The organism is Flavobacterium frigoritolerans (assembly GCF_025847275.1).
In the GTDB taxonomy this organism is placed as follows: Bacteria; Bacteroidota; Bacteroidia; order Flavobacteriales; family Flavobacteriaceae; genus Flavobacterium; species Flavobacterium frigoritolerans.
In genome coordinates this window covers 78,433-103,267 of record NZ_JAOZEV010000018.1, presented here as the reverse complement: position 1 = coordinate 103,267, position 24,835 = coordinate 78,433, and the positions used below count along the sequence as shown (strand labels likewise).

24 protein-coding genes and 5 tRNA genes are annotated in these 24,835 nt (G+C 31.8%); 20 read left to right on the top strand and 9 right to left on the bottom strand.

Annotated elements, in window-relative coordinates; genetic code table 11:
• Positions 1 to 107: 107 nt before the first annotated feature.
• Positions 108 to 1,118, bottom strand: coding sequence for an FKBP-type peptidyl-prolyl cis-trans isomerase (locus OIU80_RS18355; RefSeq protein ID WP_264288426.1), 1,011 nt, complete (start codon positions 1,116 to 1,118; stop codon positions 108 to 110).
• Positions 1,119 to 1,196: 78 nt separating this feature from the next.
• Here OIU80_RS18355 and OIU80_RS18350 point away from each other — a divergent pair, with 78 nt between their 5' ends.
• The gene (locus OIU80_RS18350; protein WP_195738429.1) at positions 1,197 to 1,589 is read left to right on the top strand and encodes an RNA-binding S4 domain-containing protein; all 393 of its coding nucleotides are present in this window, start codon (positions 1,197 to 1,199) and stop codon (positions 1,587 to 1,589) included.
• A 48-nt stretch (positions 1,590 to 1,637) separates the two neighbouring features.
• Positions 1,638 to 2,138, top strand: a complete 501-nt coding sequence (locus OIU80_RS18345; protein WP_264288425.1) for a phosphoribosyltransferase family protein — start codon at positions 1,638 to 1,640, stop codon at positions 2,136 to 2,138.
• Here OIU80_RS18345 and OIU80_RS18340 read toward each other — a convergent pair.
• Positions 2,130 to 2,648, bottom strand: a complete 519-nt coding sequence (locus OIU80_RS18340; protein WP_264288424.1) for a shikimate kinase — start codon at positions 2,646 to 2,648, stop codon at positions 2,130 to 2,132. The genes OIU80_RS18345 and OIU80_RS18340 overlap by 9 nt on opposite strands.
• A 127-nt stretch (positions 2,649 to 2,775) precedes the next feature.
• Here OIU80_RS18340 and OIU80_RS18335 point away from each other — a divergent pair.
• The 13 genes from OIU80_RS18335 (at position 2,776) to OIU80_RS18275 (ending at position 10,685) form a co-directional block, all read left to right on the top strand.
• Positions 2,776 to 2,848: transfer RNA gene (locus OIU80_RS18335), tRNA-Lys, on the top strand.
• Between the two features lie 40 nt (positions 2,849 to 2,888).
• Positions 2,889 to 2,961, top strand: a tRNA-Lys gene (locus OIU80_RS18330).
• 40 nt (positions 2,962 to 3,001) lie between these two features.
• Positions 3,002 to 3,084 (top strand) — tRNA-Leu (locus OIU80_RS18325).
• Positions 3,085 to 3,123: 39 nt separating this feature from the next.
• Positions 3,124 to 3,196: transfer RNA gene (locus OIU80_RS18320), tRNA-Lys, on the top strand.
• Between the two features lie 44 nt (positions 3,197 to 3,240).
• Positions 3,241 to 3,313 (top strand) — tRNA-Lys (locus tag OIU80_RS18315).
• 210 nt (positions 3,314 to 3,523) lie between these two features.
• Entirely contained in the window at positions 3,524 to 4,024 is a 501-nt protein-coding gene (locus OIU80_RS18310; protein WP_264288423.1) for a tetratricopeptide repeat protein, read from the top strand.
• Positions 4,025 to 4,172: 148 nt separating this feature from the next.
• The gene (locus OIU80_RS18305) at positions 4,173 to 5,135 is read left to right on the top strand and encodes an ion channel (protein ID WP_264288422.1); all 963 of its coding nucleotides are present in this window, start codon (positions 4,173 to 4,175) and stop codon (positions 5,133 to 5,135) included.
• 75 nt (positions 5,136 to 5,210) lie between these two features.
• The gene (locus tag OIU80_RS18300) at positions 5,211 to 6,110 is read left to right on the top strand and encodes a MerR family transcriptional regulator (RefSeq protein ID WP_264288421.1); all 900 of its coding nucleotides are present in this window, start codon (positions 5,211 to 5,213) and stop codon (positions 6,108 to 6,110) included.
• 37 nt (positions 6,111 to 6,147) lie between these two features.
• Entirely contained in the window at positions 6,148 to 7,614 is a 1,467-nt protein-coding gene (locus OIU80_RS18295) for a phytoene desaturase family protein (protein WP_264288420.1), read from the top strand.
• A gap of 4 nt (positions 7,615 to 7,618) precedes the next feature.
• On the top strand, positions 7,619 to 8,458 hold the full coding sequence (locus tag OIU80_RS18290) for a phytoene/squalene synthase family protein (protein WP_264288419.1): 840 nt from the start codon (positions 7,619 to 7,621) through the stop codon (positions 8,456 to 8,458).
• 20 nt (positions 8,459 to 8,478) lie between these two features.
• The gene (locus OIU80_RS18285) at positions 8,479 to 8,919 is read left to right on the top strand and encodes a sterol desaturase family protein (protein WP_035628707.1); all 441 of its coding nucleotides are present in this window, start codon (positions 8,479 to 8,481) and stop codon (positions 8,917 to 8,919) included.
• Between the two features lie 9 nt (positions 8,920 to 8,928).
• Positions 8,929 to 9,390: an SRPBCC family protein gene (locus OIU80_RS18280; RefSeq protein WP_264288418.1), complete on the top strand. Its 462-nt coding sequence runs from the start codon at positions 8,929 to 8,931 to the stop codon at positions 9,388 to 9,390.
• The gene (locus tag OIU80_RS18275; protein WP_264288417.1) at positions 9,390 to 10,685 is read left to right on the top strand and encodes a cryptochrome/photolyase family protein; all 1,296 of its coding nucleotides are present in this window, start codon (positions 9,390 to 9,392) and stop codon (positions 10,683 to 10,685) included. The genes OIU80_RS18280 and OIU80_RS18275 overlap by 1 nt, the downstream gene beginning before the upstream one ends.
• Positions 10,686 to 11,064: 379 nt before the next feature.
• Here OIU80_RS18275 and OIU80_RS18270 read toward each other — a convergent pair whose 3' ends face one another.
• Positions 11,065 to 12,369 (bottom strand): ABC1 kinase family protein, encoded by a 1,305-nt coding sequence (locus OIU80_RS18270; RefSeq protein WP_264288416.1) that lies wholly within the window; start codon positions 12,367 to 12,369, stop codon positions 11,065 to 11,067.
• Entirely contained in the window at positions 12,366 to 13,028 is a 663-nt protein-coding gene (locus tag OIU80_RS18265) for a TetR family transcriptional regulator C-terminal domain-containing protein (protein WP_264288415.1), read from the bottom strand. The genes OIU80_RS18270 and OIU80_RS18265 overlap by 4 nt, the downstream gene beginning before the upstream one ends.
• 99 nt (positions 13,029 to 13,127) lie before the next feature.
• Between OIU80_RS18265 and OIU80_RS18260 the strand changes: the two genes are divergently transcribed.
• The gene (locus OIU80_RS18260; protein WP_264288414.1) at positions 13,128 to 14,039 is read left to right on the top strand and encodes a TIGR01777 family oxidoreductase; all 912 of its coding nucleotides are present in this window, start codon (positions 13,128 to 13,130) and stop codon (positions 14,037 to 14,039) included.
• Positions 14,040 to 14,042: 3 nt separating this feature from the next.
• Here OIU80_RS18260 and OIU80_RS18255 read toward each other — a convergent pair whose 3' ends face one another.
• From OIU80_RS18255 to rmuC, 4 genes are all read right to left on the bottom strand, one after another.
• Complete coding sequence (locus tag OIU80_RS18255; RefSeq protein WP_264288413.1) at positions 14,043 to 14,582, bottom strand: YceI family protein; 540 nt, start codon at positions 14,580 to 14,582, stop codon at positions 14,043 to 14,045.
• Positions 14,583 to 14,795: 213 nt separating this feature from the next.
• Positions 14,796 to 15,350 carry an acyl-CoA thioesterase gene (locus OIU80_RS18250; RefSeq protein WP_264288412.1) on the bottom strand — a complete coding sequence of 185 codons (555 nt, stop codon included), beginning with the start codon at positions 15,348 to 15,350 and terminating at the stop codon, positions 14,796 to 14,798.
• A gap of 8 nt (positions 15,351 to 15,358) precedes the next feature.
• Positions 15,359 to 15,724 carry a hypothetical protein gene (locus OIU80_RS18245; protein WP_039112203.1) on the bottom strand — a complete coding sequence of 122 codons (366 nt, stop codon included), beginning with the start codon at positions 15,722 to 15,724 and terminating at the stop codon, positions 15,359 to 15,361.
• Between the two features lie 20 nt (positions 15,725 to 15,744).
• On the bottom strand, positions 15,745 to 17,103 hold the full coding sequence (rmuC, locus tag OIU80_RS18240; RefSeq protein ID WP_264288411.1) for a DNA recombination protein RmuC: 1,359 nt from the start codon (positions 17,101 to 17,103) through the stop codon (positions 15,745 to 15,747).
• A gap of 201 nt (positions 17,104 to 17,304) precedes the next feature.
• Between rmuC and OIU80_RS18235 the strand changes: the two genes are divergently transcribed.
• From OIU80_RS18235 to OIU80_RS18220, 4 genes are read left to right on the top strand one after another with little or no spacing between them, the layout of a single operon-like run.
• Complete coding sequence (locus OIU80_RS18235) at positions 17,305 to 18,192, top strand: protease complex subunit PrcB family protein (protein ID WP_264288410.1); 888 nt, start codon at positions 17,305 to 17,307, stop codon at positions 18,190 to 18,192.
• A gap of 51 nt (positions 18,193 to 18,243) precedes the next feature.
• Complete coding sequence (locus OIU80_RS18230; protein WP_264288409.1) at positions 18,244 to 18,645, top strand: hypothetical protein; 402 nt, start codon at positions 18,244 to 18,246, stop codon at positions 18,643 to 18,645.
• Between the two features lie 54 nt (positions 18,646 to 18,699).
• Positions 18,700 to 19,251, top strand: a complete 552-nt coding sequence (locus OIU80_RS18225; RefSeq protein ID WP_264288408.1) for an RNA polymerase sigma factor — start codon at positions 18,700 to 18,702, stop codon at positions 19,249 to 19,251.
• Positions 19,248 to 20,981 (top strand): hypothetical protein, encoded by a 1,734-nt coding sequence (locus OIU80_RS18220; RefSeq protein WP_264288407.1) that lies wholly within the window; start codon positions 19,248 to 19,250, stop codon positions 20,979 to 20,981. Before OIU80_RS18225 ends, OIU80_RS18220 begins: the two co-directional genes overlap by 4 nt.
• 102 nt (positions 20,982 to 21,083) lie before the next feature.
• Here the strand turns inward: OIU80_RS18220 and OIU80_RS18215 are convergent, their stop codons facing one another.
• Positions 21,084 to 24,509: a T9SS-dependent choice-of-anchor J family protein gene (locus tag OIU80_RS18215; RefSeq protein ID WP_264288406.1), complete on the bottom strand. Its 3,426-nt coding sequence runs from the start codon at positions 24,507 to 24,509 to the stop codon at positions 21,084 to 21,086.
• Between the last annotated feature and the right edge of the window lie 326 nt (positions 24,510 to 24,835).

Here is a 24,835-nt window from a genome sequence, read left to right as displayed (position 1 = left end):
AACTCCTCCTATATAGTATAGTCGAATATTGCACCTATATATAAGGACATAAAAAAAGCGGCTACTATATAATAGTAGCCGCTTTAATATTTTATTCACCTCATTCATTATGGATGACAAGTAGGATCTAAATAATTTTTCTTACCTGAAGGACAAACTGGAATCTTATCAAACGCATATGGCTTACCTGTAAGAGGATCTTTAATTTCCAATTTAGTACTATACCCATCTCCATCATCATCGGTATCTAAGAAATCAGGAATCCCATCCTGATCTGTATCATCCGGATACTCACCTTCCCTATCAGGGTACTCCGTTTTACTACGCATATCACGCACATACCCATCTCCATCTTTATCCTCTAAATATGACAAAATTCCATCTCCATCATGATCTAAACGCTGCAATGCATATAATTTAAAACTAAAAACCAAAGGAGTATAAGACGGTATTGACCCACCACCTCCAGCGTAATATGCTAATCCCGAAGGCAAGAACATAATTCCTGCTCCAAAATCATTATATTTTATCGCACCAGTTTCAGTATCTCCTACTGCAGTACCAACTTTAAAGTTCGGAAAAGTTTCCCCCCACCCTTTTATCGTTTGAAACAAATTCAAGAAAGTCTGCGGAAACACCACTTCTTCAAACTGAGTAGCTGTTATAACAGAAGGCTCACCTGCTGTTGTCGCAGCTTTTTTACTTAAGTAGGTTCCATTATAAGAAGTCAAAACCCCATCAACATTACATGGCGATTCTCCCGTCCCTTCTCGCAATACCATATAGTACAACTTATATTTAACACCATGTAGATCTACAATCTTAGATTTTAAAGTTGGAAATGTAGGACTATTCAAATACGACTTTATAGATCGCTGAGCTGGATCTGCTGCATCAGTAATTTTTTCAATTTTTACATTTTGATCTTCCGTTTCCCCAGGCTTATTAGTAACTATAATGTAATTTTTATCTAAATAATCTTCAATATCAGCAATATCCGTATTATACTGCTCTGTATAATCTCTTAGAGGCTCTATAGACGCCGAATCGCTTTTAGAACAAGAAAATAGAGAGAGAGTTGCAATAGTTAAAATAAAATAATATTTAATTTTGTTCATTATTGTTGATTTTTAGGTGCGCAAGATACAATATTGATTTATTTTTGTAAAGAATTTAACTCCGATTTTTGAAAATTTATGAGAATAGATAAATACCTATGGTGCGTGCGCTATTACAAGACTCGAAATTTAGTCACCGAGGCATGCAAAAAAAACCACGTCACAGTGAATGGCCAAGTTGCAAAACCTTCTAAAGAAGTTTTTCCGACAGACAAAATTACATTTCGAAAAGATCAAATTACTCAAATCATAACCGTTCTTGACATCCCAGAGAATAGAGTTGGCGCGAAACTTGTCGATATATACAGAAAGAACGAGACTCCTGCTGAAGCATATGCTCATCTGGAATTACTAAAACTATCCAAAGAACATTACCGAAAAAACGGAACAGGTAGACCAACCAAAAAGGATCGCAGGGATATTGATGAATTTGGAAACGACATCACTAACGACGAAGACGAATCTGAATAACACCTAAACTACACGCATTTAATTTTTATTATTTTAAAAAAAACTACAATGAGCAAAAACATCATCTTAACAAACCAAGAAATCGAACATAAAATTAAACGAATTGCCTATCAAATATACGAAACATTTGTAGGGGATGATGAAATCGTGATTGCCGGGATCGCATCCAATGGTTTTATATTCGCTAAAAAATTAGCGACAGCATTAGAATCCATCTCTACCATTAAAGTATCTCTTTGCGAAGTACAGATAAACAAACAAAAACCCGAATCCCCTATAAACACCTCTCTCTCCAAAGATCAATACGCCAACAAAGGATTAGTTCTTGTAGATGACGTATTAAACTCAGGAACCACTCTAATATATGCTGTCCGACATTTTCTAGATGTTCCACTAAAGAAATTCAAAACTGCCGTTCTAGTTGACAGAAACCACAAAAAATACCCTGTGAAAGCCGACTTTAAAGGAATATCTCTTTCAACATCTTTACTAGAACACGTACAAGTTGTATTTGATGATAACAATAACGATTATGCCTTCTTAAGCTAAAAGTTCAAGAATATCAGAAATCGTTTCGTCTATAGTCTTCTCATCTACGCTCACCTTGTATTTGGCTTGATTGTAATAAAAACTCCTTTCAAAGAGATGTGTCGCTATAAACTCTCTCATCTCGTCCTCATTTTTATCAGCAATAAGTGGGCGTTTACTCTTATTATGTAGTAAGCGTCCATATAATGTATCGATAGATGCTTTTAAATAAATAGAAATCACCCCTTCTTTATTCAATAATTCATGATTATCAGCATAACAAGGTGTCCCTCCTCCTAAACCTATAATGATTTCTTCTGGCGATTGTAGCAATTCCAAGAATGTTTCATGTTCCAATTTCCTAAAATATATCTCTCCATGCTTATCAAAAATCTCATTTATGGTTAAATTAACCTTATTTTCGATGCATTTATCCAAATCTAAAAATGGAATTTCTGTAATATTCGATAATTTTTGAGCAATTGTTGACTTACCGCAACCCATATACCCTAATAACACAATTTTTTTCATACTAATAAAACCTTATAAACTAAGACATTGGAAATTTTTCCAAAAAAAAGACAAATTTATAACAAAAATGCTTGGAAACTTCGAAAATAACTCCTTATATTTGCACCCGCATTCAAGGAAAGAATATGACTCGATAGCTCAGTTGGTAGAGCACATCACTTTTAATGATGGGGTCCTGGGTTCGAGCCCCAGTCGGGTCACAAAATTTGTGATTTAACAAAATACTTTCCTTGATAGCAAGACTCGATAGCTCAGTTGGTAGAGCACATCACTTTTAATGATGGGGTCCTGGGTTCGAGCCCCAGTCGGGTCACAAATAAGGTCGAGTAATAGGTACTTGGCCTTTTTTTTTAGGCCACGTGGAGAAACGGTAGACTTGCCATCTTGAGGGGGTGGTGCTCGAAAGGGCGTGTGGGTTCAAATCCCACCGTGGTCACGAAACTCGTGATCAAACATAATATTCATTGATAACAATGACTCGATAGCTCAGTTGGTAGAGCACATCACTTTTAATGATGGGGTCCTGGGTTCGAGCCCCAGTCGGGTCACAAAATTTTTGTGATTAAACAAAATACTTTCTTTGATAATTAATGACTCGATAGCTCAGTTGGTAGAGCACATCACTTTTAATGATGGGGTCCTGGGTTCGAGCCCCAGTCGGGTCACAAAAGGTCAAGTAATTAATTTACTTGACCTTTTTTTTTGACATTATAAAAAAACAATAACCTTACTCTTATTGAAGTAAACACTATTGTTATTGTAATTCAAGCTTATAACAAAAAAGCAAAATGTCAATATTGATATTTTGCTTTTTTTGTTATAATAAACAATCCCAAAACACGTTAAACATTCTAAACCTACTAATTAATTTTTATATGAAACACTCATTACTTATTTTATTATTTTTAGCAACAAGTGTAAGCTGGAGCCAATCTGGATCAGATTATTTTGATCAAGCTTTAAGGAAAGCGGAAAACGGAAACACAAAAGGCGCAATAGTTGACTACACTAAAGCTATTAAACTAAGAGCAAACTTTACTGAGGCATACCAAAACAGAGGCGTTGCGAAATTTAAACTAAATGACATAAAAGGAGCTCTTGCAGACTTTAATAAAACAATCGAATTAGACCCGATGAACGCTGATGCTTTTACTGGAAGAGCTAATGTAAACTACAAGCTAAAAGACTTTCAAGCAGCTATTAAAGATTGTACTTCATCAATTGCTTTAAACCCCAAAGACTATATAGCCTATAACTTAAGAGGTACTTGTTACACTCAAGTTCAAGATAAAAAAAATGCTTGTAAAGATTTTACAAAAGCTATAGAATTAGGCAGTCAAAGTGCTAGCAAAAACAAAGCTACTTTCTGCAAATAAAAAAGCATAAAAAAAGCACCCAACTTTTCTTTTTACAAAGTAAAAGTTGGGTGCTTTTTTTTGTATTCTAACTTATCCTTATATTTGATAGGATATTGAGCTATCAATCTGACCTAGCTTAGTCTAAAACTTATTCTATACAACATATATGTCGATCCTGAAAAAGATAAACACTAAAGCCGAAACCGATAAGAATTCTGGTTTTGGAACTAACTCTAATAATTATGGAGGACGCTTTGTAAATAAGGACGGTTCTCCAAATATTGAAAAAAGAGGAATGCATCTATTACGTCGTATTAGCTGGTACCACACCATGATCGATATGCCTACTTGGAAATTTATGTTTATTTTATTTTCCTTTTATATCTCTATCAATTTCATTTTTGCAATTGTCTATTATGCAATTGGCATTGAACACTTAGACGGAATTGTTGCTTCTCAAAGCGAATGGGCAAAATTTGGGCAAGCATACTTTTTTAGCGCTCAAACTTTCACAACCGTAGGCTACGGACACATTAGTCCCACAGGTTTCCTTACAAGCTCCCTATCGGCAGCTGAAGCATTAATAGGTTTACTAAGTTTTGCTATTGCAACTGGGTTATTCTTTGGAAGATTTAGCAGACCAACAGCATTTCTTAAATTCTCACATAATGCTTTAATTAGTCCTTACAAAGAAGACAAAGCTTTAATGATTCGTCTTGTTCCTTTTAAAAATACAAACTTTACTGATGCCGAAGCTAAAATCACTCTAGGGATTAGTATTGAAGAAAATGGCGTAATGACTAACAAATTCTATTCTCTAGAATTAGAACTAAATCGGATAAATGCCCTTACACTTAGTTGGACATTGGTACACCCCATAACCGAGAAAAGCCCATTGTATAAATTTACAAAAGAAGACTTTGCCTCTACCCATGGAGAAATTTTGGTGTTCATTAAAACTTTTGATGATATGTACAGTAATACTGTTGCAGCTAGAACTTCGTACACCTTTAAAGAGGTATTGTATGGAGCTAAATTTGACCCAATGTACAATCGAAGTAAAGACAATACCAAAACTGTATTACATCTTGACAAACTCAACTCCTATCAGTCTATAAATTTTGAATAAGCCAAAATCAATTATTTTCTTATTTTAAGCATATTTATAGAAATTAAGCTAAATTTGTTTATCAAATATCAATTAATGATAAACAACATAAAAAGTGTTTTTAGCATAAAAGACCTTGAAAACCTTTCTGGAATTAAGGCACACACCATTCGCATTTGGGAAAAGAGATACAACATCCTTGAACCTATGCGCACCGAAACCAACATTCGTTTATATGATTTAGCTAGTTTACAAAAACTTCTAAACATTACACTACTACACGAATATGGTTATAAGATCTCGAAAATAGCAACTTATCCTCAAGAAAAAATTCCACAATTAGTTAGAGAAATCATTTCTAACAAAAACGCAAAAAATCACGCCATTAGTTCCTTTAAAATGGCAATGATGAATTTTGATCAAGAATCATTCTTTAATACATTTAATTGGTTAACCACTGAAAAACCTTTTAAAGAAGTTTTTTATCAAGTGTTTATCCCGCTATTGAATGAATTAGGCTTACTATGGCAATCTGAAACCATATCGCCTGCTCATGAACATTTTATAAGCAACTTAATTAAACAAAAGCTACACATAAATACTGAGAAACTTCAAGTTCAAAAACCAACAAAAACAGACAGAATATACGTGCTTTCATTACCAATGAATGAAATTCATGAACTTGGATTAATGTATATACAATACGAAATTCTTCTTCAAGGTTACAAGACAATTTACCTAGGCGAAAGTATGCCTATAGAAAACCTAAAAGAACTCAACAATCATTTTGACAATATCACTTTTGTTTCTTATCTCACCATACAACCTGACCGTAATATTGTCAATCAATATGTAAGCACTATGAGTTCGGAATTATTAAACAACTCCAACGAAATATGGCTAATTGGCAAAATGGTAGAATACATTGAAACCGAAAATCTAAATCAAAAAGTCCACATTTTTAACTCCATTGAAGAATTAGTGACGCAGATATAATATTTTTGTTTAATTATTTTGTAATTTTGTTAAACAAATGAAAAAAACAATCTCAATTATAGGTTCTGGCTTTTCGGCTTTATCTGCTTCTTGCTACTTAGCCAAGCACGGATATGACGTAACCATTTATGAAAAAAATGCCACTATTGGTGGTAGAGCCCGACAACTAAAAAGCAATGGTTTTACATTCGATATGGGACCAAGCTGGTATTGGATGCCTGATGTATTCGAAAATTTCTTTAATGATTTTGATAAAAAGACAGCTGATTACTATGAGTTAATAAAGCTTAATCCTGCATATCGCGTTTATTTTGGAATTAATGAATTTATAACTATCACTGATAATTTAGAAGAAATTGCTGCAACCTTTGAATCTATTGAAAAAGGAAGTGGGAAGAAACTCGTTACTTATATATCACAAGCCAAAAGCAATTATGATATTGCTATAAAAAAATTAGTATATCGACCTGGAGTTTCTGCTTTAGAATTGATAACACTTGAAACTACACAAAAGTTGAATCAGTTTTTTGGAACAGTCAGCAAAGATATCCGCAAGAAATTTAAAAATGAAAAACTGATTCAAATTCTAGAATTTCCAGTTTTATTCCTTGGTGCAAAACCATCCAACACTCCTTCTTTTTATAATTTCATGAATTATGCTGACTTCGGGTTAGGAACCTGGCATCCTAAAACCGGAATGTATGATGTTGTTCGTGGCATCGAAAGCCTTGCTAAAGAACTTGGAGTCACTTTTAAAACTAACTCTAACATTGATAAAATCATAGTCAAAAATAATATTGCAACTGCATTAATTGTTAATGACGAAATTATTACATCTGATATAGTTTTAAGTGGTGCCGATTATCAACATACCGAAACATTATTAGACAAAAAGCATCGAGCTTATTCGGACTCCTATTGGGAAAGCCGTGTTTTTGCTCCTTCTTCTCTCCTATTTTATATTGGATTTGATAAAAAAATTCAAACCATTTCGCATCATGCTTTATTCTTCGATGTAGATTTCAACCAACATGCTATCGATATTTATGATGATCCCAAGTGGCCAGAAGCTCCATTATTTTATGCCAACTTCCCATCGGTAACTGATAAAACAGCTGCTCCTGAGGGAATGGAAAGTGCTTTTTTTCTAATTCCGCTTGCTCCTGGAATAGAAGATACTGAAGTACTTCGAGAAGAATATTTTGATAAAATAATTACTCGTTTTGAAGCTGTCACTCAACAATCTATTAAAAACAATATCATATTTAAGAAGTCTTTTTGTAAAAATGACTTTATCGAAGATTACAATGCATACAAAGGCAATGCATACGGAATGGCTAATACCTTATTACAAACTGCCTTTTTAAGGCCTAAACTAAAAAGTAAAAAAGTAAAAAATTTATACTTTACTGGACAATTAACCGTTCCTGGACCTGGCGTCCCTCCTGCTTTGATATCAGGAAAACTAGTATCCGAATTAATAAACAAATCCTTTTCATCATAAAAATATGAAACAGTTATTTGATAATGTCTCGTTTAAATGTAGCAAACTGATAACCCAAAGCTACAGTACTTCTTTTTCCTTGGCTGTATATATGTTAGCTCCAAGCATAAGAGATGCAATTTATAGCATTTATGGTTTTGTACGTTTTGCCGATGAAATTGTAGATTCGTTTCATGGGTTTGATAAAAAATATCTAATTGATGATTTTGAAAAAGAATATTATAAAGCAATCGCAACTGGTATAAGTCTTAATCCTATTTTGAATTCTTTTCAGCAAACTGTAAAACAATACAATATCTCAGATGATTTAATCCAGTCTTTTTTAAAAAGTATGAAACTAGATTTAGTAAAATCTGACTATACTAATAAGGAAGAAATTGAAGATTATATTTATGGTTCTGCCGATGTTGTAGGTTTAATGTGTCTTAAAGTTTTTGTTTCTGGTAGTGATTCAAAATACGAAAAGCTAAAAATGGAAGCAATGCGATTGGGTTCTGCTTTTCAAAAGGTGAATTTTTTGAGAGACTTAAAAGATGATAATCTAATTTTAAACCGGAACTATTTTCCTGGAATCGATTTAAACTCATTTGATGAAACTTCAAAAAATAAAATCATAGAAGAGATTGAAGAAGATTTTAAAATAGCCTATCAAGGAATTACAAAACTTCCTGTCGAAGCTAAATTTGGCGTTTATACTGCTTACATATATTATAAAAAGCTTTTGAAAAAACTAGAGAACACCCCTTGTCATGAGATTGGGAATGAAAGAATTCGAGTTTCTAATTATTCTAAAGCCGGATTACTAGCCAAATCTTTTGTTTCTTATAAACTGAAAATGGTATAATTTTTAATAAAAACACAACAATGATTTTCTTTTTAATTTTTATAGGTACGTTTCTCTTTATGGAATGCGTTACTTGGTGTACTCATAAATTCGTTATGCATGGTTTTATGTGGTATTTTCATTCTGATCATCATCAGCCTAAATACACTAATGTGTTTGAACGAAACGATATTTTCTTTGTGATTTTTGCAATCCCTAGTATTTTACTATTCTATTTTGGAACTATAGATGGCATCAATTATTTGTTTTTTATCGGGTTGGGATTGACTTTTTATGGATTTTGTTACTTCATGGTTCATGATGTATTGATTCATCAACGCTTTAAATGGTTTAAAAACACCAAAAACAAATATCTTATCGGGTTAAGAAAAGCGCACAAAGTACATCATAAACATTTGGGCAAGGAACATGGTGAATGTTTCGGGATGTTGTTTGTGCCTTTTAAATACTACAAAATCTAATAAAGAATCATGAAAGTATATAAAAAAGAATCTGTTCAGCACATCAATGCTAGTTTAGAAGAATGTTGGGCATTTTTTTCGAATCCCAATAACCTACAAGTAATTACTCCTACGAACATGGGTTTTGTAGTTACCGATTATGATAATAAATTGGTATATGCCGGACAAATCATTCAATATAAAATAGCTCCACTTTTAGGGATTAAGCTAAACTGGATGACTGAAATTACGGTTGTAAAAGAAAACAGCTATTTTATAGACGAACAACGTTTTGGTCCTTATGCATTATGGCATCACAAACATTTTTTTGAAGCTACTGCAAATGGAACTCAAATGACTGACATTGTACATTATGCTCTTCCGTTTGGTTTTATCGGACGCATTGTAAATGCACTTGTTGTGAGAAATGAACTGAAATCAATTTTTGAATACCGCCATAAGAAGGTTGAAGAAATTTTTAATATTAGATAATGGGTAAACAAAAAGTTAGTGTTTTTTGGTTTCGACGTGATTTACGATTGGATGACAATCGCGGATTATTTCATGCGCTTGAATCCGATTTTCCAGTTATTCCATTGTTCATTTTTGATGTGGCAATTTTGGATAGCTTACCAAAAGATGATTCCAGAGTTAGTTTTATATATGATTCTTTAGAAAAAATCAATACCGAATTAAATACTATAGGAAGTTCTCTTTTGATAAAAAAGGGAGAAACTACTGAAATTTGGAAATCTCTCATCGAAGAATTCGATATTCAGGAAGTGTTTTTTAATAAAGATTATGAGCCATTTGCCATAAAAAGAGATTTTATAATCTCTGATTTATTAAAACAAAATAGTATTTCGGTACTTTCTTATAAAGATCATGTACTATTTGAAGAAAAGGAAATCACTAAATCGGATGGTTTACCTTATACTATATATACGCCTTATAAAAATAAATGGTTAGAAAAATATAAAGTTCTGGGTCAAGCCAAAGAATATAACGCAACAAAGCTTTTTTCAAATTTTCATACAAGTCAATTTGTATTCCCAACAATAAACCAAATTGGTTTTGAAAAAAGTGCTATAAAAGTACAACCACATAATTTAAAAAACATTTCGAATTATCAAGAAACAAGGGATTTCCCTGCATTAGATTCAACCTCTTACCTTTCCCCTCATTTACGTTTTGGCACTGTTAGTATCCGAAAATTAATAAACTGGGCTGCTCATACAAATCAGGTTTTCTTAAGTGAATTAATATGGAGAGAGTTTTTTATTCAAATTTTATTTAGTTTCCCGAATGTTATTAACCATAATTTTAAATCGGCTTACGATGGAATACAATGGTTAAATAACGAGAAAGATTTCCAGCGTTGGTGTTCTGGAACTACTGGTTATCCAATGGTCGATGCTGGAATGCGACAACTTAATGAAACTGGATATATGCATAACAGGGTTCGAATGGTTGTTGCCAGTTTTTTATGCAAGCATTTATTGATCAGCTGGCAATGGGGCGAAGCCTATTTTGCCGAAAAATTACTTGACTATGAATTGGCTTCAAATGTAGGTAATTGGCAATGGGCTGCAGGAACGGGCTGTGATGCTGCTCCTTATTTTAGAGTTTTTAATCCCGAAATTCAACTCAAGAAATTTGATGAAAAGGGAATTTATATCCGAAAATGGATTCCTGAATTTGATTTGGGGTACAATGAACCTATGATTGAACATGCTTTTGCAAGAGATCGTGCGATTGCAACTTATAAGAAAGGAATTTTGAGATAATAATCCGTTTGGTGTAATTATTTCGTCTATTCTGCTCGGGTAATAAAAGTTTTATTTAACACATAGAAACATAGATTTTATGTAAAAAAAAGAGCGAAAAAAGAAATACATTTCTTTCACATAGCTAGCTTTGTGTATTTTAAACAAGTGAAACGCCTATTTTAAGAATACCAAAATCTATGTTTCTATGTGTTAAAACTAATCGTATCCAACGGGTAGTTAATATCTAAATTTTAAAGCCTCTGTCTGAGTTTGAACTTTGACAGAGGCTTTATTTTTTTTTTGTTTCTAGTCCAGATGGGAACGACATCCTCTTGTGGTGGTGTTCACCACAAGAGATATAGTGTCCCGATAGCTATCGGGAAGCTGGATTAAGCTCCTAATATTTCTGATAATTATTTACTTGGATTTTTGCTTTTAGATCAAACATTAAATTATATAACCCGAAGAATGTTCTGTTCATATATATAAAATGTTTCGAACCGCGATTTCCGTTCATCTTTTTGAGGTTTGTATCTTTTGAGAAACGTTCGCCTAACTTAGCTATATTATCAAAAAATTCTTCATCAGAAAAATCGAATGTATCTGACTGGAATGGTTTTGTAAATAATGATAATAAATCATGGAACATTCCTGTAAAATATTCTATTTCTTCTTTGCTATCATCTGTTCTAAGAATTTCTAATTCGAATAGTTTTTGATTAAAAAGTTCTTTATCTGTAATAACTTCTTTATTGATTAACTCAAAATAGGGTATGTAAAAGTCATTTGGAATTTGTTTCATACATCCAAAATCTAAAGCTACCAACTGATTTTTATCGTTTACCAAGAAATTCCCAGGATGCGGATCGGCGTGAACTTTACGTAATATATGAATTTGGTACATATAAAAATCCCAAAGTGCCTGACCTATAAGATTAGATTCTTCCTGATTTGGTTTCTTGGCTGTATATTCTGAAAGATGAATTCCGGTCATCCAATCCATTGTGATGATTTTATCTGAAGAAAACTCTGGATAATAGTTAGGAAAAACTAGATTTTCTATCTTTTTACAGGCTTCAACAACTTCTTGACTTTGCTGTAATTCTAACAAATAGTTCGTTTCTTCTATTAATTTATCTTCTACTTCTTTAAAATATTTATCAGAATCTTTTCCTTGTAGGTTAAACATTCTTATTGCCATGGGTTTTACCAATGCCAAATCAGAAGAAATACTATTAGCAACTCCTGGATATTGAATTTTTACTGCTAGTTGTTTTCCATTTTTTACAGCCAAATGCACCTGACCTATACTCGCAGCATTTACTGAGTTGGGATTAAACTCATCAAAAATTTCATAAGGGGTTTTGCCAAAATTAGTTTTAAACGTTTTTAGCACTAAAGGTGCTGAAAGTGGCGGCACTGAAAATTGTGACAAAGAAAATTTTTCGACATAGGCTTGTGGCAAGAAATTCTTGTCCATGCTTAACATTTGCGCTACTTTAAGTGCACTTCCTTTTAAGCTTTTGAGTCCGTCGTAAATGTCTTCGGCATTATTCTCGTTTAGTTTATCGCGGGTTACATCTGGATTTACAATTTTTTCTCCGTAGTACTTTAAATAATTTACTCCAATTTTAGCTCCTGTTTGAACAAGTTTGCTCGCTCTTTCAATTTTGGAAGTTGGGATATAGTCGATAGTTTTCATTGTTTGCTATATATTTTTTCTTTAAAAATAAATTTCCCAAAATCAAGCAAATGATTCAATGGTGTTACATTCATCAATTCAAAAGAAACATTTACAGATTTTTCGATAAAAAGATCTGTTTTTTCAAAAGCGGGAGATGCATCATCTACCCAAAATTTAAGCGTAAGCAAAAGTTGCATCCATGCTGTTTCCTGAATTGCTTTTTCCTGAAAATTTTGAAGCTTCTCTTGCTGAACTCGATAATCATCTGTTATAATGAGACTGATATATTTTTTAAAACTATCACGAAGTGTAGTTAATTTTACTAAGTTTTTTATCGGATTAGAATTACTTTTCAAAGCTTGAATAACATAACTACGGTTTGCAGTTAGCAATTCAAAAAAAGTAAAATAAAAACTGAGCATTTTATTCTTCATATCATACTCTTGGTACTCTGGGTTTTTATCTAATAATTCAAGTGTGTTTTCGAAAAAAAGATTAAAAATTTCTTTCTCTAATCCTTCAAATGTTCCGAAAAAAGTATAGAATTCGGATTCTTCAAAATCATTTGCTTTAGCAAAATGGAAAACCGATTTGGGATTTTGCCCATGTTCTAAAACGTAATTCATATATAAAGAAACAATTTTATCTTTTGTCAATATCTCTTTTTTAGTTCCCATAGCACTTACTTTTTTTAATTGAGTATAAAGATAAGCAACGTTTAATTATATTTACGTAATGCTAAACAAAACAAGGTGTTAAATATATTATAAACTATTATGAGTAAAAATGTTTTATTAACTGGCGGCTCTGGTTTTATAGGAAAAGAACTTACTGCGTTATTGATTAGCCATGGGTATTCGGTCTCTATATTAACTCGCACCGAAAGAAAACCTAGCAAAGATATCACCTATTATAAATGGAATATAGAAAACAACTATATCGATGAGGCTTCAGTTTTAAAAGCAGATTACATTATTCATCTTGCTGGTGAAGGTATTGCTTCAAAAAAATGGACTGATAAACGCAAAAAAGAAATTATAGATAGTAGAGAAAAACCTATTGAGCTCATTTATTCTGTTTTAAAAAAGAATAATAAATCCTTGGATGCATTTATATCAGCATCGGCTGTTGGTATTTATGGTGCTTTTACAAGTGAAACTATTTGTACCGAAGAAACTCCCGCAGCAAATGATTTCTTGGGAGCAACTTGCCAAAAATGGGAAGCTGCTACCGGATGCATCAAATCACTAGGAATCCGCACTGTTATAATACGAACTGGTTTGGTTTTGGGTAAAGATGATGGGTTCTTAAAAAAATTGGTTCCAATTTTTAAGTATGGTTTCGGTTCTATTGTAGGTACAGGAAAACAATATATGCCCTGGATTCATATTGATGACTTATGCAGCATTTATCTTCTTGCAGTTACAAATACCAATATGAATGGTGCCTATAATGCAGCTGTAACTGATGACACTACTAATGCTATTTTTTCTAAAGCTTTGGCGAATGTATATGGTTATTTTATTTGGTTACCTAAAATACCAGCTTTTGTAGTACGATTAATCACAGGAGAAATGGGTAAAATTATATTAACCGGACAACGGGTTTCTTCTAGAAAAATAGAAAATGCTGGTTTTAAATTTAAATATTCAAATTTAAAACCAGCACTTTTAGTGTGTTTAAAATAACATTTATTTCATTATTCCTACCAAACTTGTATTTACCTTTTTGGATATTTTACTTTCTATCATTGATGGTATCTTAATATTAAAATCATCTGTATTAAGTGGAAAATCTGAAATAATTTCTATGCCTTCGGGTACTTTTTTAAGTTTTGCACTTACTTCTATTTGTTTTATTTTACCATGAATTTGAAGTTTCCCTTTAATGATGTATTCCTTTGGCGTTTCAGTAATATCTTTCATGTCGAATTTCCCAATTTTACCTTTAAAAATAGCTTTCGGATACCGATCACTTTCGATATAATTTTGATTAAAATGAGTTTCCATTAAATCCATTTTAAATCGAAAATCTTTCATCACAGCCACGCAAACAAAACTACTTGTTTCTGGCTCCATAACCATAATTACCGATTTATTGACTGCGTTTACCTCTTCAAAGAAAGGTACTGAAGCTTCAAAATTAATAACACCTATTGAAGTTCTTATTTTATCTTGTGCTGCAATAAAATTAGCGGTAAGTAATAAAATTAAAAAAGTACTTTTTTTCATAATCTTCAGCAATTAAGATTAAACACATTGCATGACATTTTTTGAAAAAAGCCTATTGACAAAAACAAACCAACAACAGACATAAATCAAAAATAGAACTATTCTGAAAAGAGATTAGGTCATTAACGATAGTTAAATGCTCTTTCTTAAAGTTACGAATTTTAATCTACTTTGGTTCTTAAAACAACGCTAAAACTTACACGAAAAACTATTTTAATTTAGTTCTAATAAAACATTGTATTTACTTAAACTTGCCAATGTTTCGATTGAACTATAATTATATTCTTCTGCATGATTTTCGACCTCTTTTTTGACTTCTATATGTTTCAGAGCTTTACAAAAACGTCTTACTTCTTCAAGATTTGACAAAATAAGTCCTGGAACAAGAACACTCTTTCCTTCTTTATCTTTAGCAACCATTGTAAAGTAAGAAGAATTACAATGTTTTATAGCTCCTGTTTGAATATTTTCGGCCTCGACACGAATACCCACAATCATTGAACTTTTACCTACATAATTAACAGAAGCTTTCATAGTTACCAATTCTCCTACCTCAATAGGCTTTAGGAAATTGACTGTATCTACTGAAGCTGTTACGCAATAATTACCTGAGAATTTTGATGCACAGGCAAAAGCAATCTGATCTAGCAATGATAATATGTAGCCTCCATGTATCTTACCGCTAAAATTAGTATGCGACGGAAGCATTAATTCGGAAATGCTTATTCTTGAACAGGCTACTGTTTTAAAATTTGTATTTGTACTCATATTCTATATTATTTTACATTAAATGGGGAATCTTCTTTTTCTACGGCCTTTACAAAGAAACGCGTTTCTCCCCACCAAGGAAATGTTTTATATTTTTCGACATACTCCAATTTTACATAACCTCCTTGAAGCACTTTTAAATCTTCTATAACTTTTTTGTCACCATCTAAAACGGAGAAAGAGAATATTTGGGCTCCAGAAATCCCTTGACTCAGTTCTCCTTCCCATGTTTTCATCATAACTCCTTTATGACTGAGCCTGATTAATTCACCCGAACGGATTCCTGTACTATAAGGTACATAATAAATAAAACTAAAATACCCAATTAGAGCTATAGCTGCAATACCAATGATAATTCCCAGAAATCGTTTCATCCTAATATTTGTTTAATAATTTAGTTTTCGTTGTTATTTGCTCTTGCCAATATATTCTCTGGAAGTGACTTTTTAGCCTTTGCTCCCATTTTCTTCAACTTTTCTACGCTTGTAATTAAATTCCCTCGTCCTTCGACTAATTTACTCATAGCATTTTCATATTCGGTTTTTGAATCATTTATTTTATTACCTATTTTAATTAAATCGGCAATAAAACCTTCAAACTTATCATATAATGCTCCGGCTTGTCTAGCTATTTCAAAGGCATTTTCTTGTTGTTTCTGATTTGCCCACATGCTATCGATAGTTCGCAAAGTCGCTAATAATGTAGTTGGTGTAACAATTACAATGTTTTTTTCAAAAGCTCTATTATATAAGGTAGCTTCTTCATTTAGCGCTATTGCAAAGGCTGGCTCTATTGGTATAAAAAGCAATACAAAATCAGGACTTTCTATTTGATATAAATCATGATAATTTTTATTTCCGAGTTGCTCAACATGACGTTTTATAGAATTCACATGCTCTTTTAAATAATCTGCTTTTAAGCTATCATTTTCTTCGTTAATCCATTTTTCATATGCTGTTAAAGAAACTTTAGAATCTACAATCATTTTTTTACCATCTGGTAAATGAATCACAACATCGGGAAGTACGCGAAGGCCTATCTCATTAGTAAAACTTTGTTGTACTTCGTACTCTCTTCCTTTTTCTAAACCAGATTTTTCGAGAACTCGTTCCAAAACCAGCTCTCCCCAATTCCCTTGCATTTTACTATCTCCTTTTAAGGCTTTGGTCAAGTTCAGCGTTTCTTTACTCATTTGAGCATTCATTTCACTTAATCCTATTATTTGCTGACGTAAAGCCGCATGATAATCAATACTTTCTTTATGTGTATCTTCTACTTTCTTTTCAAAGCCTATTATTTTATCTTGTAAGGGCAACAAGATATTTTTCATATTTTCATTATTCTGCGCAGTAAATTTTGTCGATTTTTCTTCGAGTATTTTATTTGCAAGATTTTCAAACTCTTTGGTAAATTTTTCCTGAAGTTGTTCTACTTCATTTTTTTGTTCTTTATGACGTTCCCATAAATTTTCAAAATCAACTTCTTTTTTCGAAAGCTGAATCGCAAGGCTATCTTTTTCTGTTCGAATAATTTCTTTATCAGAATTTGTTGCTTGAAGTTGTTTTTCGAAATTATTTTTTTCTGATAGAAAATGTTCTTTTTGCTGTTGGAATTGATTTGTCAAAGCAATTAACTTTTCGTTTAAACTTACTTTCTCTGATTGAAATCGTGCGGAAAAAATAAGTTTACCTATAAAAGCCCCAATGAGTAAAGCAATAAGAAAGACCAATAAAAAAGGAAACAGATTCAACATATAGAGACTTTTATAAAAGAGTAAAAATACACAATAATAACTACTCTCAAAGAAGAGAATCTTTTTTTGAGTTTTAAAATTTTCCCATTATACGATCTTATTTCAAACACAAAAATATTTTTTATAAAAAAACTTCAACTTCGACGCAACCTTTTCCACTTTATATCATCTACTAATGTATAATCTTTTAAAATATTAAAAATGAAGAAAATTATTTTAGGCCTATTTGTTGCTTTGGGGATCAGTTCTTGTTCTTTGAACGCTGATAATGAATATCAAAGCTGTGGTGATTATAGTAATGTTACTTTTTCTGGTTTTCCTTTAGAATGCAACTATACTATAAAAGAGATGCCAGCTAAACCTATGGCTGTAGCAATAAAAACGCAAGAAAAAATGGATTCTTTTTTTATCAAAAATACGAATCCTTGTCCTACATCAGTAACTCCAGTAAATCCTAATATCGATTTTACCAAAAATTATTTGATTGGTATTTTTTCTGGACCAAAACCAACTGGTGGATATGAAATAAAAATTAGCTCTATAGTAGAAAACACTTGTGAAATAATAGTACAATACTATGAAAAAGAGCCTCTTCCAAATGAAGCAGGTAATACCCCTGCAACAAATCCATATGATTTTGTTTTAATTCCAAAAACTGACAAACCTATCTACTTAAATAAAGTAAGCCAAAACAAAAATTTTGTTGTTATAGGAAGTTATAGCAGTCAATGTACGGGTCCTGATTGTCAATTATTTTTTAATATCAATAATCTAAATGTACTTCAATACTTTAATGTAGTTGTTGGTCAATATGATTTTAGCAAATACAACTTTCAAACATTGAACAAAAAAGGAGATTATTCTGATTTTGTAAAACTAGTTCCTACTGAAATTTTAAATCTAGATGGTGGAACTAAGACTTATGGCAGCCCAGATTCTACTGACCAAGGAGGAATATTCTTTGAATTAAGTCAAGGCAACAAAGTCACTAAAGTATTCATAGACAACAACAATACACCAGATCAAAGCCCAGAAATAATTACATTTAAGAAAGCAATTAAAGATAAAATTGCAGTATTAAGAAACTAATCTAACTTTGCACGTTAAACAATTAACATAAATTTATTAATTTCTTAAAAAATGAAAAAAATAATCTTAGCTCTTCTAGTTATTATTTCTGTCTCGACTTATTCTGCAAATGTAATTTTTAAGTCTGATAAAATAACTAAACTTCATGGAAGTTGGACTTGGCAAAAATCTACAGGTGGACAAAACGGTAGCTACACCTCAACTCCAAAAAGTATTGGGAGCACTAAAAAACTTGTTTTTACATCTGAGGGAAAAGTGATTACATATAAAAACAATGTTGAAATAAGAAATAGCAGATATCTTATTACTAAAGGTATCAGCGTATTTGACAATCTAGAGCGTGATTTAATCACTTTTGAAGGAATAACTTATGTTATCGAAAAATTAGATTCTAACAATCTAATTATTATAAACAATTTCCCTGACGGATACAGCTCTACTTACAAGAAGTAGAATATTAAATATACAAATACCTTATTGCAATCTAATTTACTTTAAAATTATTTTTTGGAAGACAATTTAGACTTACTTATAAAAAAGTGCATTGACAATGACAGAGGAGGGCAATTGAGAATTTATCAATTGTTCTCTCCTGTATTGTATGGAATTTGTCTAAAATACATGAAGAATGAAGATGATGCAAAAGATGTCTTTCAAGAAGCATTTATAATCGTTTTTCAAAAAATAAAGCAATATAAATTCGAAGGTAGTTTTGAGGGATGGATGAAACGAATTTTCATCAATAAACTCATAGAAACTCTAAAAAAGAGAAAAAGAGATTATCTTTTTTTGGATGTTTTTGATTCTGAAACAGAAATCATCGAAGAGGAAGAACTAGAAGCTATTCCGATATCACAAGAAAAACTAATCGAATATATTCAGGATTTACCCGACCAATACCGAATGGTTTTTAATCTTTTTGTTTTCGAAAAGATGAAACACAAAGAGATTGCAGAAATGCTACAAATTACCGAAGGGACTTCTAAATCAAACTTAAATAGGGCGAAAAAAATATTACAAACAAAAATTTTGGCCGTATTAAATTTTAAAATAGCATGAAAAAGAAAAAAATAGAAGATGTTTTTTCTTCAATAGAAAATTTTTCTAGTGTACCGCCACCAGAATTATGGGCTATGATTGAAGAAAAACTAGACAAACCTAAAAAGAAAAAAGCAACAGCCATTTGGTGGTCGTTAGCTGCTAGTCTTTTAATAGGTTTAGCCATCACGTCTGGTCTATATTTTAACTCAAATGAAGATGACACTTTGATAAAGAATAATAATGTTGTTCTAGATAATCAAGAAAACAACTCGAAATCAAATACAACCCCGTCTACTATTAATACTACTCCTTTAAATAGTAAAACGACAATAACTGTTGCTGAATCTGATAATCCGGTAACTAATAAAACATTAAACAAGAATCAAGAATCGACTAAGAACACAACAACTTCAATCAATAAAAAAAATAAGCCTTCAATACAATTAAACAATAAAACTATCTCAATAGCGGAATCATCAAAAAATAACGCTAAAACGTCTTCATCTAAAGTGAATAGTACTGAAGTTGATAACAATTTAAACAGAGATAAAAATGCGATAATTACTTCTAGCAACGTACAATCAACAAAAATTAACGAAAGTACTTCTTCAGCTAGTCCAAACAAAACTGAAGTTGGTAATACCATAAACAAGAATAAAACCGAAACAATTGTTTCAAATAACAATACGCAATCATCGTCAAAAAACGGCACAAATAATTCTTCCGCTGACCCAAATAATACTAAAATTGGTAATACGATAAACAAGAATAAAACCGAAGCAATTGCTTTAAATAGTAATATCCGATCTGCGTCACAAAATGATACCAATAGTTCTCTATATAAACAAAACATTACTGAAGTTAATAGCAATTTAAAAACAGATCAAAAGAAGGAATTAGCTCTAAATACTAGCTCTGAAAAAGATCTTATATCTTTTAACGATTCATTGAATAAAGTACAAATTGCACTTGAATTACAACAATTAGAAAACAGATTAAATAATAAGGAAGATAAAGAAGAACCAAAAGCTGAAAAAGATCTTTTAAAAGAAAAATGGTCAGTGGGTCTTTATGCGGGTATTGTAAACTCTCAAAGTTATGGCAATAAAAAAACATTGGGTAATGATATTGAATCAAAACAAAATACTGGATATGGTGTTAAAACAAATTACAAACTCAATAAAAAATGGGCTGTAAGTTCTGGTTTCAAAATCAATGAATTAGGACAATCTGTAGCTAACGTTTCTTATTATAATAAAAACCAAAACACATTAGCTGCTGGAATTACAAATGATTTTTTTGCTTCAAATCCAAGTGTTGAATATATTTCGACAAATAGAAATTATGTTTTTTCATCTGACAATAGCAATCAAAAAGTTCAAAGTAGTGGAACAAGTAATCTAACTGGTAATATTGACCAACAATTACAATACCTAGAAATGCCTCTTGAAATTTCTTATTCTATTTTAAGCACAAGCAAAGCAGCTATAATGCTTAACACGGGCGGTTTTATAGGAAAGTTAATTTCTAATGAAATTTTCTTAGATGGTAATTCAATAGGAGGCAATCTAGATGTAAATAACTTCGTATATGGTTCTAAACTAAGTAGTACTTTACAATATGAAATACTTAAACAAACACGCTTATTTGTTGAACCTGGTCTAAATTATTATATCAATCCACTAAAAACACAATCGTTTAACCAATTTCAGTGGGGTCTGAATTTTGGGGTTAACTTTGGATTTTAATTCTGGTTTTTGTTTTAACAACAATTGCATACTAGATTATATTCAAAAAAAAAGCTAGATTCTGAGGGTAGAATCTAGCTTTTTTAATTTATACTTTATTGTTTACTTTTTTATAATCTTATCTCTAAAAATAACTTTATTATTTTCTGTTAAAGTGTAAATATAGATTCCCGATTTTAAATCACTTATCTGAATTACTGAAGTACTATTCTCCTGTCCTCCATTTACATCAACTGGTTTTCCTATCATACGACCAGTAATATCATAAAGTCTTAATTTAAGCTTCTTGTCTTCATTAGTTTTTACAAGAACATTTACAACATCTGTTGCTGGATTAGGATATGCTTTTACTGCAAAACCATTCTTAGTTTCAAAATCTATAGTACCTAAAGTAGATCCTTTTAATTCGAAACGAGCAATTACTGGTCCGTGATCCGATGTTGTATTTACATAATTATTTATATCAGAACGAGGATCATATACTGCGATAGAATTAGCGATATATTCACTATTTAATTCATTTGATATCATGATATGATCTAAGAACCCACCTGAACTCAAGAAACTAAAAGCTCCTGCTTTACTAATATCTAAAGTAAGTGCATTATAATTTGCCGTATCATCTACAAACATTTTATATGAAGAAGGATTTGGTGCAACAACAGATGCTTTTACATCATCATTATAATCTCCCAAAATAATTAAATTAGACTTTGAATAATAACGATCTAAACTATCCTTTAATACTTGAGCATCGTATTTACGCATGTTGTATTTACTAATATCACTTCCGCTATTTGCACGTGCATGAAGATCTACTAAATTAATTAGTTTTTTTACTCCTCCAATATTTGTTTCTATTTGTACCATATAAGGTAAGCGCCCTGATGAGAAAAAGTTAGCATTGGTACCTGGATAATTTACTAACGTTTCAGTTCCATTACGAAGTCCATCATAAAAATCCTTAAACATTACACGCTCCTTTGTAACCGTTGCTGTTTGAGTATTATAAATCACAACTAATTTTTGCGCAGGAAAATTAGGATCAGCAGCATTAAATGAATAAGACCAACTAGGCGAGGTTACTTTATTAAATGTTTTACCACCTACACTTATTTGCTTAATTAATTCATCCATTGCTTTGTCATCAGACACTTCTTGTACAGCGTAAACATCGGCATCTAACTTAATCATTGCTTTTGCAACATTGGCAATTTGTAATGCATTGTCTATTGGTCCAAATTCTTTTCCAGAAGTATCTTTTACGTCAGTTCCAAAAAATTCAAGATTATAGGTTACAACATCAAAAGTATCAGCTTTTGGCAAAGAAGAACCTTTTACTGTCCCAATATTTTCATCTAATGAAGTTCCTGTTACTCTTAATGTACCAGTAATAGTTAATTCTTTTGTTAAAGGTGCAAATCTTGCATAAATTGTTTTCCCTAGCAATGCATCGGCTTCACTTACAAGAACACTTGATGAAAAGCTAGAATCATTAAGAGATAGCTGATAACCTGCAGGTGCAGTAATAGTAACATCACCGTAACCACCAGCTTTAAAAACAAAAGTTTTACTAGTAGAAACTGCATTTGGGCTCACATCTCCAAAATCTAAATTAGGATTTGAAGCTACAAATCCCGGCTCATTTGTTATAGCTACATCATCAATTGTCCATTCAGCTGCATTACCAGTTCCTCCACCTATTGTAGTTTCGTAAACCCAGGCTACATAAGTGTGATCTGTTTTATATGCACCTAAATCAATATATTGTGATTGCACATAAGCAGCTGTTGTTGCAGGAAAATTACCGTCTATTTCAGTCCAATTGGCAGTGTCGGGGCTACTTTTCCCATCATAATTTGTAGAAACCATTAATTTTAAACTTGGTCCTGCAAAATATTTACGAGAATAAAATGATAATAGTGGATATTTATCGAAACTATTTAAACGTAATCTTGGCGAAATCAACCAATCTTTACTTGCTGTTCCAGTATCAGCGTATCCGTTCATTACTACAGCTCTTGGAGCTGAATTAGCATTTGCATCTGTGCTTTCCCATGTCTTAAGTGGCCCAGCTACATTATAAGCTGTCCAACCGCTATTGGTAAAAACATTGATATCATTAAAGTTCTGAATATATGGGTTAATTCCAAAACCTGATACGGTTACTATTTTAGTACTTGCTCCTATAGATTCATTAGTAATTCCCCCCATGAAACTACTAACTGCATTTGGCGTAAAACGTACATAAACTGTTTGTGCTACATTTCCAGCAAAATCTGCTACATTATAAGTTACTGAAGTTTGAAAGTCAACATTATCTTTCGAAACTCTAAAATTAGCCGTTGCTGTAACTATTAATGGAGCGCTAATATTAGAGGCTTGTAATTGATAACTTAAAGCTGATGAACTAAAATTTTGCTCTACAGCTTCATCAAAATTAATTGCAGTAATACTAGTTGTTAATTTAGGTGAAACAACAGCCAAAGTAGTAACATCAATTTTGTTCGCTGTTGCTTGTAAGTTATTATATGGATCTTCAGAAATAGAGTAAACACTATATGCTGTATTTAATGTTAAACCTGTGATAGTTTTTGAATAAATCAATGCTTTATCTGTGATATCCAATACGCCAGATTGTAAAGCTGCTGTTCCGCCTGCGTTCAGACCACTTTTTACTTGTGCTGCTGTAGGTGCAGCGTCGCTAGCTGGCACTACTACATAATATGTTTTTCCTATCTCATTTATTTGATTGTGAAAATCAAACTCATCCGATAATACATTATCAACTTTTGGAAACCCCGCTACGTTTACAGGAGCTACTTTATCACTTCTGATATCTATATTATCGATTGCAAAAGAAGGACGTGAACCTCCTCCTCCAGCTTGTCTCGATATCCATCGAATCTGAACTAAAGGTTGATTATCGCATTCAGCAGGTAAAGTCACTTTTATTAATTGTGAATTTTGCGGATCAGTAATGGCAGTTATTTGTTTTGTTGTATTATTAGAATAAACTGTTGATAATAATGAAACGAAAGGAGTATTATTACCAATTCTGTATTGCAAAACCATTTCATTAATACGTGTATTAGCTGTAGCTGGTGGAATATCATAAGGATTACGAATTGTCATTGCATCATATTGAACTTGAATTCCTGTTGCATTAGTACTACTAAAAGCAAAACCAATAGCTTGATCCAGGCTTCCAGTATTAAGAAAACCAATTTTTTGATCATAGTTATAAATAGCACCTGTTCCAATATTTGCTGCACCAACAACCAGAGGTTTATCTGAAGCTATAACTGCAGTAGTATTAAAAGCTCCCCCTGGTGTTGTACTTACATTCCATCCCTGAAACCCCAATGGGTATGTTGTGGGTTTAGTCGTTAACTCAGAAAAATCTTGTGTATAAGGCAGGCCCTGAGGTGGAGGATTGCTTCCTGCTTGTGCAAAAATATTTGCAGAGAAGCAATAAAAAAAACTTAAAAAAGCCATTAAATGGCGCAAAGAGTAGCGGTTTTTCATACGTTAAAAATTAGTGTTTTTAGAGTTCAAATTTATAGTCTTTAAAGTTAAGCGAATATTATAAAACTTTAAAGTTATTGTTTAAAACTTTACAAGCATTTAGCATCAAATGACATAGTTTTTATCAAATATTTTAAACATCATCAATAATTTGGCGGCATAAGCAAATATTTGACATAATTTTTATTTTTATCTGATTATCAAAATCGCTTATTTTAACAAGATAACACGCCTTATTATTAAATTAAAGATTGTTATAATCCTGTCTTATATAAACTAAAAAAGCCAATAAAAAATCACTTTTTATTGGCTTTTAATTATGATGA